This window comes from Pseudomonas sp. Pseusp15 (genome assembly GCF_059492165.1).
In genome coordinates this window covers 4162126-4174529 of record NZ_CP168523.1, presented here as the reverse complement: position 1 = coordinate 4174529, position 12404 = coordinate 4162126, and the positions used below count along the sequence as shown (strand labels likewise).

Below are 12404 nucleotides of genomic sequence, written 5' to 3'. Positions count from 1 at the left end.
GTGACGCAGAGCGTCACGGTATGCACTCCCACGCGGAGCATGGGAACGATCACCCACATTGAGGCTTCACCGGATGAGAATCCTCGGCATCTTCTGCCTGCTCCTGGCCCTCGGCGGTTGCAGCTCTTTGCTGTTCTACCCCGAGCCCGGCCAGCCGTTCACCCCGGAAAAAGCCAAGCTCGACTATCGCGACGTCACCCTGACCACTGCCGATGGCCTCAAGCTGCATGGCTGGTGGCTGCCGGCGAAAAAAGGCGTCGAAGTCAAAGGCACTGTGCTGCATCTGCACGGTAACGGCGGCAACCTGGCGTGGCATCTGGGTGCGAGCTGGTGGTTGCCGAAGCAGGGCTATCAGGTGTTGCTGGTGGACTATCGCGGGTACGGATTGTCCGAAGGTAAGCCGGCGTTGCCGGAGATTTATCAGGACATCGACGCCGCCTTCACATGGCTCGACCAGGCGCCGGAGGTCAAGGGCAAGCCGTTGATCCTTCTCGGTCAGAGCCTTGGCGGTTCGATGGCCGTGCATTACCTGGCCCAGCATCCCGAGCGCCAGCGGCAACTCAAGGCTTTCGTGCTCGATGGCGTGCCTGCCAGCTACCGCGATGTCGGGCGTTTCGCCCTCAGCACCTCCTGGATGACCTGGCCGTTCCAGGTGCCGTTGTCCTGGCTGGTGCCGGATGGCGATAGCGCGATCCGTTCCATGACACAGCTCAATGGTGTACCGAAACTGATCTATCACAGTATCGATGATCAGCTGGTGCCCCTTTCCAACGGCATCCGACTGTATCAAGCTGCGCCGCCGCCGCGAGTGCTGCAACTGACCCGGGGCGGTCATGTGCAAACCTTCGCCGACCCGGTCTGGCGAAAAGTCATGCTGCGTTACCTCGAAGACCCGCAGCATTTCAACGGCCTGCGCCGCCTGGGTGAAATTCCGAATTACCCGGCACCCCCGAATTCTGAAGATGAACCACCAGAGAGTCCGCAATGAGTGAAGAACGTAACGCCATCCCGCTGATCATCACCGGTATTTGCAGCATCCTCGGCACCGTCGGGGCCCTGTGGTGGTACGGCTACCTGCACTTCGCCAAACCCGAGGATGCGTTGCTGCTCAGCGACTTCACCATGCTCAAGACCGTGCCGGGCGAAGACTACAAAATCTCCCTGGAACCGGCCGCGCAAGTGGCGCAGTGCATCGATGGCGTACTGGTGATGTTTGATACCGAACAGAAAGGCCTGACCGGCGTACTGGTCAACAACAAGAAAAAAGCCGTGCGCTGCATGGGCCAGGAAACCCCGCAAAAACTCGAACAATAAAACATCCCGTAGGAGCGAGGCTTGCCCGCGAAGAACGATGACGCGGTCTAATAGATACACCGAGTCATCGTTCTTCGCGGGCAAGCCTCGCTCCTACAGACGTTACATGGCAGCGTGGTTCACTTAATTCGAGCTGACAGCCGAACGCGGTATCACCGGCTGGTTGTCGTTGGAAATGGTCACTTCCACCCGACGGTTCATCGCACGGCCGGAGACGCTGGTGTTTTCGGCCACCGGGTATTCCTTGCCATAACCCTGGACCACGATGCGCGCCGGGTCGACACCCATCTTGATCAGGGCCACTTGCACCGAGGTCGCGCGGCGCTCGGACAGCGACTGGTTGTACGACGCCGCGCCGGTGCTGTCGGTGTAGCCTTCGACAATCACTTTACGGTCGGGGTTTTCCTGAAGGAACTGCGCCAGTTTGTTGATGTTCACCAAGCCGCTGGGTTTCAGGTCGGCCTTGTTGGTGGCGAACAGCACGTCACCGAACGTTACCAGCGTGCCGCGATCGGTCTGTTTGGCGTTGAGGCTGGCCTGCAATTGTTTGATCTGCTGGTCGCGGGCATCCAGACGCGCCTGGGCTCGCTGAGCCGCGGCGTTCTTCAGGTTGTTTTCCGCGGTGCGCAGGGCGATGGTCTGCTTGGCCACTTCAACACGCTGGTTGGTCAGGTAAGCCAGTTGGTCGACCTTATTCTGGTCTTCCTTGTCCTGGTAAGCCTTGTCGGCCTTGTCCAGGTAATCGCTGGCGTCTTTGGTTTCCAGTGCCGCGAATTTGCTGGCTTGCGGGTTGGCTTGCAGGCCGGCGTAGTTGGTGCGGGCTTGCTCCAGGTTGGTGTTGGGCGGTGTGGCGCAGGCAGCCAGTGCAATGCTTGCGGCCAGGAGGGCGGGTATCATCAGTTGTTTGCGCATAGCGGTTCGTCCTTTCTATCGATAAAAGTGTCAGGCCTGAAAATCGGGATGCGCGCTCACTGCACGGTGCGCTGACTTTCCTGACGCAGTTCCTGAACACCTTTCTGTGAGTCCTTTACAGCCTGTTCGGCTTTCATCGCCTGGGCTTTGCGTTCTGCCACTCGGGCGTCCCACTCGGCCTGTTCGGCGAGCATTTTGGCTTCGTCATACTTTTTGTCGTGCATGGCGATTTCGGCTTGTTTGAGCTTGTCCTGAGCGGACTTCATTTCCACCGCGGCGAATTCGGTGCCTCCGGCGCTGACGGCACTGTTCACGGTCGATTGAGTCACGGCGTATTGCTCGGTGGGCGGGTTGCCGGCGCATCCGGCCAGAACCAAACTGCTGCCGATGGCCAGGGCCGCCAGTTTGAGACCGCGCAGGTGGGTGGACGAGGATGAAGCAGTGCTGGTCTTCATGGTTTCAACTCCGTTGGATAACTCCTGAAATACATCTGAATCCATCCTGGGCAAGGAGCCGCAACCTTCGATTTCCAGAGCATTTTGAAACGGCCGTCCCAGGCGTGGTTACTGGGTTGACCCGAGGCGTTTTTTAAAAGTTCAGAGAAAATGGCCTTTCGCCCGAAAAAACTTTGACCTGACGGACAAGGCTCTAAATCGGGAACTTTAGTCGTACGCAGGGGTATTCCCGACCCTGCACGGGCCAGGAAATACGCATTTCTGGAAGGGAGGGAAGACGCGCAGATCAGTGTTTTGGCTTATCGTTTTCGGTCGACAAATCGTGCAAATGACGACGGGACAAGGCGAGAAAACGCGGGGTTGGACCGACGTCTTCGTACAGCGGATCGCCTTCTTCATCGGTGGCGACCACCGTTGACCCTTTCACATACGGAAAGCTCGCTTCGAGCTCTTCCAGGGCGGCGCCAATCAATTCTCCGAGCAGTTCTTCAGGGTGCCGTTTGGGGTACATATCGATAATCGCCGCCAGCCGTGCGGCGGCTTCCACGTCCAGACGAATCGTATAGCCAGTGTCGGTCAGGCGACCCTTGGCGTTTTCTTCCCAGTGCTTGGCGAGCTCGCGGATTTTCATAATGACCTCATTACGCACCTGCTCATGGCAGGCCGGGTGAGTGTCCGGCGGTGGCCGGTGGCAAGCCGTTGTACGGCTTGGTGTTGAGCCTAGCTGCAACGTTCGGGGTTTGCAGTCCCTGGTTTACTTGTAAGAACCGCTTTACAACGGCACTCTCTATTATCAAAGCATAGCCGCCCGGATTTTCGCTGGAGAACTGCTGATGACCGATATTGATGCACGCTTGCGCGAGGACGTTCACCTGTTGGGTGAGCTGTTGGGCAACACCATTCGTGAGCAGTACGGGGATGGCTTTATCGACAAGATCGAGCAAATCCGCAAAGGCGCCAAGGCCGACCGTCGCGGTTCGATGGATGCCGAACTCAGCGCCAGCCTCAACCAGTTGAGCGAGGACGAATTGCTGCCGGTGGCGCGGGCGTTCAACCAGTTCCTCAACCTGGCCAATATCGCCGAGCAATATCAGCTGATTCACCGCCGCGAAGAGTCACAACCCGCGCCGTTCGAGGCCCGGGTGTTGCCGGAGCTGCTCACTCGCCTGTTGGCTGCGGGGCATGACGCCGAATCCCTGGCCCGGCAATTGGGGCGGGTGGACATCGAGCTGGTATTGACGGCGCACCCCACCGAAGTGGCGCGACGCACACTGATCCAGAAATACGACGCGATCGCCGCGCAACTGGCGGCCCTGGATCATCGCGACCTGACCGGCGCCGAGCGCGAGCAGATCAAGACCACCTTGCAGCGCCTGATCGCCGAAGCCTGGCACACCGAAGAAATCCGCCGCACCCGCCCGACACCTGTAGACGAAGCCAAGTGGGGCTTTGCGGTGATCGAGCATTCGCTGTGGCAGGCGATTCCCAACTATTTGCGCAAGGCCGACCAGGCCCTGCATGCCGCCACCGGCCTGCACCTGCCGCTGGAGGCCGCGCCGATTCGCTTCGCCTCGTGGATGGGCGGCGACCGTGACGGTAACCCCAACGTCACCGCCGCCGTGACCCGCGAAGTCTTGCTGCTGGCTCGCTGGATGGCTGCCGATTTGTATGTGCGCGATGTCGATCACCTCGCCGCCGAATTGTCGATGCAACAGGCCAGCGAGGCCCTGAAAGCCAAGGCTGGCGACAGCGCCGAGCCTTACCGCGCGGTACTCAAACAGCTGCGTGAGCGCCTGCGCGCAACTCGTAACTGGGCCCAGGCCTCCCTGACGGCCACCACGCCGGCGTCCGCCGATGTGCTGCAAAACAACCGCGACCTGCTGGACCCGTTGGAGCTGTGTTACCACTCGCTGCATGAATGCGGCATGGGCGTCATCGCCGATGGCCCGTTGCTCGACTGCCTGCGCCGAGCGGTGACGTTCGGGCTGTTTCTGGTGCGCCTCGATGTGCGACAGGACTCCTCGCGCCACACCGCAGCCATGACCGAAATCACCGATTACCTCGGCCTGGGTCGTTATGAGGACTGGAACGAAGAGGAGCGCATCGCCTTCCTGATGCGCGAACTGAACAATCGCCGGCCGTTGCTGCCGGCCTACTTCAAGCCGTCTGCCGACACCGCCGAAGTGCTGGCGACGTGCCGGGAAATCGCTGCGGCACCGGGGGCTTCCCTCGGCTCGTATGTGATTTCCATGGCTGGCGCTGCTTCCGATGTGCTGGCCGTGCAGTTGCTGCTCAAGGAATCCGGCGTATTACGGCCGATGCGCGTGGTGCCGCTGTTCGAAACCCTCGCCGACCTCGACAACGCGGGCCCGGTGATCGAAAAACTGTTGTTGCTACCGGGTTATCGCTCGCGCCTGCAAGGGCCGCAGGAAGTGATGATCGGTTATTCCGACTCGGCCAAGGACGCCGGCACTACGGCGGCGGCCTGGGCGCAGTATCGGGCGCAGGAACGTCTGGTGGATATTTGCCGGGAGCAACAAGTGGAGCTGCTGTTGTTCCACGGCCGTGGCGGCACCGTGGGCCGTGGTGGCGGCCCGGCGCACGCAGCGATTCTGTCGCAGCCGCCGGGGTCGGTGGCGGGGCGTTTCCGCACCACCGAGCAGGGGGAAATGATTCGTTTCAAATTCGGCCTGCCGGACATCGCGGAGCAAAACCTCAATCTGTACCTGGCGGCGGTGCTGGAAGCGACCTTGCTGCCGCCACCACCTCCTACGCCTGCCTGGCGCCATTTGATGGACGAACTGGCCGCCGATGGGGTCAAGGCTTACCGCGCCGTGGTGCGGGAAAATCCGCAGTTCGTCGAGTATTTCCGCCAGTCCACCCCGGAGCAGGAGTTGGGGCGCTTGCCGTTGGGCAGCCGCCCGGCCAAGCGCCGCGCCGGCGGCATCGAAAGCCTGCGCGCCATTCCGTGGATTTTCGGCTGGACCCAGACGCGCCTGATGTTGCCGGCCTGGCTCGGCTGGGAAACGGCGCTGAGCAAGGCGCTGGAGCGCGGCGAAGGGGAGCTGCTGGGGCAGATGCGCGAGCAATGGCCGTTCTTCCGCACCCGCATCGATATGCTGGAAATGGTGCTGGCCAAGGCCGACGCCGATATCGCCCAGTCTTACGACGAGCGCCTGGTCGAGCCGGATCTGCTCCCTTTGGGTGCGCATTTACGCGACCTATTGTCGCAGGCCTGTGCGGTGGTCCTGGGGCTGACGGGTCAGTCCCAGCTACTGGCACATAGCCCAGACACCCTTGAATTCATCCGCCTGCGCAACACCTACCTCGACCCGCTGCATCTATTGCAGGCCGAACTGTTGGCCCGTTCGCGGCAGCAGGATGAAGCGCAGGGCAGCCCGGTAGAACAGGCGTTGCTGGTGTCTGTGGCGGGGATTGCCGCCGGTTTGCGAAATACCGGCTAAGGTTTTCGTCATAGGGAACAGGCACCTGGTGCGAGCGTCGAGTGCCTGTCGGCGAGCGGTTGAGAAGGTCTGTCAGGCGACAGTTAATGACGGGGTTGCGACTTGGGGTACCCCTTCGAAAGGGCACGTCCTGCGCAGGTTTCTCCGACTTTCGGCGGCTTGTGTGGGCAGGGCCTGCTGTGTATCTTGATCAGCCTTTGGCCGTTTGGGCGGTCACGACCCTATTTTTTGAGATTGGCCCTACGAGGCGAATCCTTTGTTTTGTTTAAGTAATTCTAAATAAAAAATTGAGGAGCACATCTAATGCGCGTCATTCTGCTGGGAGCTCCCGGGGCCGGTAAAGGTACTCAGGCTAAGTTCATCACCGAAAAGTTCGGCATTCCGCAAATCTCTACCGGTGACATGCTGCGTGCTGCTGTAAAAGCCGGCACCGAGCTGGGCATCAAAGCCAAAAGCATCATGGATGCCGGTGGTCTGGTCTCCGACGATCTGATCATCGCTTTGGTCAAGGACCGTATTGCGCAGCCTGACTGTGCCAACGGTTTCCTGTTCGACGGTTTCCCGCGCACCATTCCGCAAGCTGAAGCGTTGGTAGAAGCTGGCGTGGAACTGGACAATGTGGTCGAAATCGCCGTCGATGACGAAGAGATCGTTCAGCGTATCGCCGGTCGTCGCGTTCACGAGGCCAGCGGCCGCGTGTACCACACCGTGTACAACCCGCCGAAAATCGCCGGCAAAGACGACATCACCGGTGAAGAGCTGGTGCAGCGCAAGGACGACACCGAAGAAACCGTGCGTCATCGCCTGTCGGTCTACCACTCCCAGACCAAACCTCTGGTGGAGTTCTACCAAGGCCTGGCCGCTGCTCAGGGCAAGCCGAAGTACAGCCATATTCCGGGTGTCGGCTCGGTTGAGACGATTACCGGCAAGGTGCTTGAAGCACTGAGCTGAAAAGTCTGATCGGCTTCATCTTCTACGGCCCGCTTGCGGGCCGTAGTTGTTTATACTGGCGCACTTTTTCTGACCTCTCTTACGGATACATCGATGAGCACCTTGCTGGCCCTGGACACCGCGACTGAAGCTTGCTCCGTTGCCTTGCTGCATGACGGCAAGGTCACGAGTCATTACGAGGTGATCCCGCGCCTGCATGCGCAGAAGCTGTTGCCGATGATCCAGCAACTGCTGGCCGATGCCGGGACCACGCTGCAAGCGGTCGACGCCATTGCGTTCGGTCGTGGGCCGGGCGCGTTTACCGGTGTGCGGATCGCCATTGGCGTGGTGCAAGGGCTGGCGTTTGCGCTGGACCGTCCGGTGTTGCCGGTCTCCAACCTCGCGGTGCTCGCCCAGCGGGCTTATCGCGAACACGGCGTCAGCCAGGTCGCGGCAGCCATCGATGCGCGTATGGATGAGGTGTATTGGGGCTGCTACCGCGAAACGGCGGGGGAGATGCGGCTGGTGGGCAACGAAGCGGTATTGCCACCGGAAGCCGCCGCGTTGCCGGTCGATGCCAGCGGCGAGTGGTTCGGCGCGGGCACCGGTTGGGGTTATGCCGAGCGTATTGCAGTGAACCTGAGCGGCCAGGACGCGAGCATGCTGCCCCACGCCGAAGATTTGCTGACCCTGGCGCGTTTCGCCTGGGAACGCGGTGAAGCGATCGTGGCCGATCAGGCGCAGCCGGTGTATTTGCGCGATAAAGTCGCGACGCCGAAAGCGCGGTAATCCACACGGTCCTGTGGCGAGGGAGCTTGCTCCCGTTCGGCTGCGGAGCAGTCGTAGAACCTGACTGCGCGGTCTACCTGACTGCGCTTGGGGGCAGCTTCGCAGCCCAGCGGGAGCAAGCTCCCTCGCCACAAAGTGTTCCAACCGCAGCTAATCATCAGTTTCTGCCCGCCGCTTTTAAACCTTTTCGCTTTTCTGTGTTCTAGTTATCACTCGGCGGTTTGCGAAGTGGGTAATGCGCCACTAAACTGCCATCATCGATACCGAGCATGCACTTATGCGTATAGACGGCGTTTCCTCCCAGTCCTACCCAATCAAGCGCAAGCCTCGTAAAGGCCATGTGTCTGAGGATGACTCCGTCGATGTCGACGGCGAGCTGGAATTCCCTACCGAAGAGCAATTGGCCGCCCGCGCCGCCAAAGCCTCCGCGCAACGCCTGAGCAATCTTCCCGCGCGTCAACAAGACATGATTTATCACCGCGCCATGAGCAAAAGCGTGGCGATGGCACTGGCCAGTTACCTGAGCACGGCCACTTTTGTCGACTGGGATGCGGATGTGCTGGGTCTCGACCTGTACATCTGATGCTGCCTTATTACCTCGGCTGCCCGTCCTGGAGCGAAAACGCCTGGCGCGACTACTTGTATCCACAGGACGCCAGGCCCGCCGAGTTTCTTGATCTTTATTCTCAAGTGTTCAACGCCGTGGAAGGCAATACGACCTTCTACGCGAGCCCGGCTGCCGCCACCGTGCAGCGCTGGGCCGAGACCATGCCCGAACACTTTCGCTTCACCGCCAAATTCCCCGGCGATATCAGCCACAGCGGTGACCTGCGCGACCAATTGACCGCCACAGAAACGTTCCTGCAATTGCTCAGCCCTCTGGGGGAGCGGGTTTCGCCATTGTGGCTGCAATTGTCCAAAAGCTTTACCCCGCAACGACTGTCGGAGCTGGCCGGTTTTATTGATGCGGTGGACCGGCCCTTGGCGGTCGAAGTGCGGCATGACGAGTTCTTTGCCAAGGGCGATGCCGAGCGAATGCTCAATCGCCTGCTGCTGGATCGTGGCGTCGAGCGCATCTGCCTCGATCCGCGCGCGCTGTTCAGCTGCACCTCGACCGATCCTTCGGTACTCCACGCCCAATCGAAAAAGCCCAGGGTGCCGCCTCGCCCTGCGGCGTTCACTCAGTTTCCACAGGTGCGCTTCATCGGCCACCCCGAACTGGAAGCCAACGATCCGTTCCTGGTGCCATGGGTCGAGAAAATCGCCGTCTGGATCGAAGAGGGCCGCACGCCGTATATCTTTCTGCACACCGCCGATAACCTGCTGGCGGCGAAACTGGCACAACGTTTTCACGCACAACTGATGCAGCGTTTGCCTGGCTTGCCGCCGCTGCCTGAGCTATACAGAGAACCCGCCGCCGAGCAACTTGGTTTGCTCTGAAGCGGGTTTTCCCTTTTTCAGGAGTCTGCCAATGGATGCGCAAACCCTTCGAGCCCAGGCGTTCAAAGCATTGCACGAACGCGAGGGCGCCTTTGTCATTCCCAACCCCTGGGACGCCGGCTCAGCGAAAATGCTTGCCAGCCTGGGCTTCGAGGCACTGGCAACCACCAGCGCCGGTTATGCCTTTTCCCGGGGCCGTCCTGATGGTGGGCTGACGCTCGACGATACCCTGGCAAACGTTGAGGCGATTGTTGCGGCCACTGATTTGCCGGTCGCGGTGGATCTCGAAAACGGCTTTGCCGACGCTCCTGCCGAGTGCGCCCAAAGTATTCTGCGGGCCGCTCAGGCCGGTGCCGTAGGCGGTTCGATCGAGGATGCCACCGGGCGTGAAGACGGTCCGATCTACTGCTTCGAGCATGCCGTGGCGCGTATCGAAGCCGCTGTCGCAGCAGCGCGCAGTTTGCCTTTCCCCTTCACGTTGACGGCGCGTGCCGAGAACTATTTGCACGGCAATCCTGACCTCGACGACACCATTCGCCGTTTGCAGGCATTCGCCGAGGCCGGCGCGGACGTGCTTTACGCCCCAGGCCTGCGCAATGCCGAAGAGGTCTTGGCGGTGGTTCGCGCCGTGGCACCGAAACCGGTGAATGTGTTGATGTCCGGCGGGCTCAAGCTGACGGTAGCGCAGTTGAGCGAAATGGGCGTCAAACGCATCAGCGTCGGTTCAGCCCTGGCTTTGGCAGCGTATGGCGAGTTCTTGCGCGCGGCCGAGGAAATCCAGCAACACGGGACCTTTGGCTTCACTTCCCGGTCGATGCCGTTCCAGAAGGCCAATCAATTCTTCAAAGGCTGACGAGGTCGGGCCGTGATGGTTGGGCCGCTGAGGGGTTATGCGGCGATGCGCAGGTTCTGCAGAACGATCGGGCGCGCCCAGCCGTTATCGAAATCGAGTTGTTTCTGCTGTTCCACCAACTCTTGCGGTGAGAACGGCGGGAATGGCTTGTCCAGCAGGTCGAGTTCGAACTCGGCGATTGGCAAGTGCAGCGGACGCGGTTGCGGCGCGGCACCAGGCTCGGGCAGCGGTTGACCGGCGGTGAGCACGATCGGGCGAACCCAGCCGCTTTCGAAGTCCTGCTGTTTCTGTTGCGCGACGATTTCTTCCGGCGGGAACGGTGGGAACGGTTTATCGGCCAGGTCCATTTCGAACTCGGCAATTGGCAGGAACAATGGCTCCGGCGGACGGACTTCGGTTTCTTTCACATCACATTCGCGCTGGGAAATGATGTGCGCCAGCAGCTCGCTGCCGACGGTCGGTTCGACCGGGCTGTCGAGATCGACCGGCGGAAAGTCCAGAGACGCCGGCACCACATCGCCCGACTGATCGGCCAGGGCCTGGGCAAAAAAATCTTGCCACAGGTGACTGACGCCGCTCAGTGCTTGGGAGTTTCGCAGGCCAAAATCGCCGTGGGGCGAGATGTAACCTATCGATGTGCGTTGAATGCCTGACATTTTTCTCGGTCGACGCTCAGCTCTGGCAAAATGCTCGATAGTTTGGTTATCGGCCGTTTTTGCCGATCATTAATTTTTTGAGCGTGTTTTCCCATGATTGAGCAACCTGCGGCCTGCCGCATCCATGTCGAAGCCTTGGGCGCGACGTTCCAGCCACAGGCCGAGCAATGGGCCGAGCGCCTGGGTTTGCCGTTGCAGGTGGATGACGGCGAGTTTGCCTTGCAGGTGGGTGAGCAGGGTTTGCAACTGCAACAACTGGGGCCGGATGCACCGGGGCCGGTGCGGGTCGACTTCGTCGAGGGTGGCGCGGCCCATCGTCGGTTGTACGGCGGCGGCAGCGGTCAGATGATCGCCAAGGCGGTCGGCATCGCCCAAGGCGTGCGGCCACGGGTGCTGGACGCCACGGCCGGGCTGGGCAAGGACGCGTTCGTGCTGGCCAGCCTGGGCTGCGAGATGAGCCTGATCGAGCGCCAGCCGCTGATCGGCGCCTTGCTTGAAGATGGTCTGGCACGCGGCGCGGAAGATTTCGACGTAGCGCCGATCGTGGCGCGTATGCGTTTGCTCAAGGGCAATTCGATCGAGGTGATGCGCAACTGGGAAGGCGAGCCGCCGCAGGTGATCTACCTCGACCCGATGTTTCCCCATCGTGAGAAAACCGCGTTGGTGAAGAAGGAAATGCGCCTGTTCCGGCCGCTGGTCGGCGATGATCCGGATGCACCGGCCCTGCTCGCAGCGGCCTTGGCCCTGGCCAGTCACCGGGTGGTGGTCAAACGCCCGCGCAAGGCGCCGTGCATCGATGGGCCGAAGCCGAGCCATGCGCTGGACGGCAAGTCCAGCCGGTATGACATTTATCCGAAGAAAGCGCTCAAGCCTTAAGATCGAGTCGCCTTCACTGATCGTTCCCACGCAGCGTGGGAACGATCATCACGCCAAATATCTATCAGGCCGACTCCGGCCGATACGCCCGCATAAACAATCCCACCACTTCCTGCACATGGGCTTCGGCCGCATCCCCGGTTACCGGTTCGCCGCAGCCATACAGCAAGCGGAAATTCCCCGCGCCCTTGAGCAGGCAGAAGAAGTGCTCGGCGGCATTGCGCGGTTTGTCGATGCTCAACACGCCACTCTGATCGATCTTGCTCAGCAAACGCTCCATGCCGTGCAGCACGCGTTCCGGCCCGGCCTCGAAGAAGATCTGTGCGAGTTTCGGGTCCTGGCTGCCCAGCGTCATCATCAGCCGGTGCAGGTTCACCGATTCGTCGCTGTTGATCAGTTGATGAAAGCCGTGTGCGATGTTCAGCAGCACGGTTTCCACGGCGACGCCGTCCGGCAATTCAAAAACCAGCGGAGGCAATTGCTCCTCGCATTTGGCCACGACAGCGGAAGAGAACAGCGTCTCCTTGTCGTTGAAATGGCTGTAGACCGTCAGCTTCGACACGCCGGCCTCAGTCGCTACGGCATCCATGCTGGTGTTGGCGTATCCCTTACTCAAAAACAGGATTTTCGCCGCGTCGAGGATTGCCCGGCGCTTGGCCAGATCCTTGGGACGGCCCGGACCGCTGGGGGTGGAAAGATTGTCTGACATTCTTCG

Annotated in this window: 14 protein-coding genes; 9 read left to right on the top strand and 5 right to left on the bottom strand. The window is 60.8% G+C overall.

Annotated features, from left to right (window positions below; translation table 11 throughout):
- Positions 1-73: 73 nt before the first annotated feature.
- Positions 74-988 (top strand): alpha/beta hydrolase, encoded by a 915-nt coding sequence (locus ACEN8R_RS18940; protein WP_007940179.1) that lies wholly within the window; start codon positions 74-76, stop codon positions 986-988.
- The gene (locus ACEN8R_RS18935) at positions 985-1314 is read left to right on the top strand and encodes a PA3694 family proteiin (RefSeq protein WP_007940182.1); all 330 of its coding nucleotides are present in this window, start codon (positions 985-987) and stop codon (positions 1312-1314) included. The genes ACEN8R_RS18940 and ACEN8R_RS18935 overlap by 4 nt, the downstream gene beginning before the upstream one ends.
- 123 nt (positions 1315-1437) lie before the next feature.
- On the opposite strand, the gene lptF is transcribed toward ACEN8R_RS18935, so the two are convergent.
- The 3 genes from lptF to ACEN8R_RS18920 form a co-directional block, all read right to left on the bottom strand.
- Positions 1438-2226 (bottom strand): lipotoxin F family OmpA-related lipoprotein LptF, encoded by a 789-nt coding sequence (gene lptF, locus ACEN8R_RS18930; protein WP_018926678.1) that lies wholly within the window; start codon positions 2224-2226, stop codon positions 1438-1440.
- 56 nt (positions 2227-2282) lie between these two features.
- Complete coding sequence (locus tag ACEN8R_RS18925) at positions 2283-2681, bottom strand: DUF4398 domain-containing protein (RefSeq protein ID WP_018926677.1); 399 nt, start codon at positions 2679-2681, stop codon at positions 2283-2285.
- A 286-nt stretch (positions 2682-2967) separates the two neighbouring features.
- Complete coding sequence (locus ACEN8R_RS18920; protein WP_018926676.1) at positions 2968-3312, bottom strand: hypothetical protein; 345 nt, start codon at positions 3310-3312, stop codon at positions 2968-2970.
- Positions 3313-3514: 202 nt separating this feature from the next.
- Here ACEN8R_RS18920 and ppc point away from each other — a divergent pair, with 202 nt between their 5' ends.
- The 6 genes from ppc to ACEN8R_RS18890 all read left to right on the top strand — a co-directional run bounded on the left by ppc (position 3515) and on the right by ACEN8R_RS18890 (position 10157).
- Positions 3515-6145, top strand: coding sequence for a phosphoenolpyruvate carboxylase (gene ppc / locus ACEN8R_RS18915; protein ID WP_018926675.1), 2631 nt, complete (start codon positions 3515-3517; stop codon positions 6143-6145).
- Between the two features lie 303 nt (positions 6146-6448).
- A complete protein-coding gene (adk, locus tag ACEN8R_RS18910) occupies positions 6449-7096 on the top strand; it encodes an adenylate kinase (protein WP_018926674.1) in 648 nt (215 codons plus the stop codon).
- A 93-nt stretch (positions 7097-7189) separates the two neighbouring features.
- On the top strand, positions 7190-7864 hold the full coding sequence (tsaB, locus tag ACEN8R_RS18905) for a tRNA (adenosine(37)-N6)-threonylcarbamoyltransferase complex dimerization subunit type 1 TsaB (RefSeq protein ID WP_018926673.1): 675 nt from the start codon (positions 7190-7192) through the stop codon (positions 7862-7864).
- 277 nt (positions 7865-8141) lie between these two features.
- A complete protein-coding gene (locus ACEN8R_RS18900) occupies positions 8142-8447 on the top strand; it encodes a hypothetical protein (protein WP_018926672.1) in 306 nt (101 codons plus the stop codon).
- Positions 8444-9304 (top strand): DUF72 domain-containing protein, encoded by an 861-nt coding sequence (locus ACEN8R_RS18895; protein ID WP_026286468.1) that lies wholly within the window; start codon positions 8444-8446, stop codon positions 9302-9304. Before ACEN8R_RS18900 ends, ACEN8R_RS18895 begins: the two co-directional genes overlap by 4 nt.
- 31 nt (positions 9305-9335) lie before the next feature.
- Positions 9336-10157 carry an isocitrate lyase/PEP mutase family protein gene (locus ACEN8R_RS18890; RefSeq protein ID WP_086946358.1) on the top strand — a complete coding sequence of 274 codons (822 nt, stop codon included), beginning with the start codon at positions 9336-9338 and terminating at the stop codon, positions 10155-10157.
- Positions 10158-10192: 35 nt separating this feature from the next.
- Here the strand turns inward: ACEN8R_RS18890 and ACEN8R_RS18885 are convergent, their stop codons facing one another.
- A complete protein-coding gene (locus tag ACEN8R_RS18885) occupies positions 10193-10813 on the bottom strand; it encodes a hypothetical protein (protein WP_018926669.1) in 621 nt (206 codons plus the stop codon).
- Between the two features lie 93 nt (positions 10814-10906).
- Between ACEN8R_RS18885 and ACEN8R_RS18880 the strand changes: the two genes are divergently transcribed.
- Entirely contained in the window at positions 10907-11689 is a 783-nt protein-coding gene (locus tag ACEN8R_RS18880) for a class I SAM-dependent methyltransferase (RefSeq protein WP_086946360.1), read from the top strand.
- Between the two features lie 64 nt (positions 11690-11753).
- Here ACEN8R_RS18880 and ACEN8R_RS18875 read toward each other — a convergent pair whose 3' ends face one another.
- Positions 11754-12398, bottom strand: a complete 645-nt coding sequence (locus tag ACEN8R_RS18875) for a TetR/AcrR family transcriptional regulator (RefSeq protein ID WP_018926667.1) — start codon at positions 12396-12398, stop codon at positions 11754-11756.
- Positions 12399-12404 lie beyond the last annotated feature (6 nt).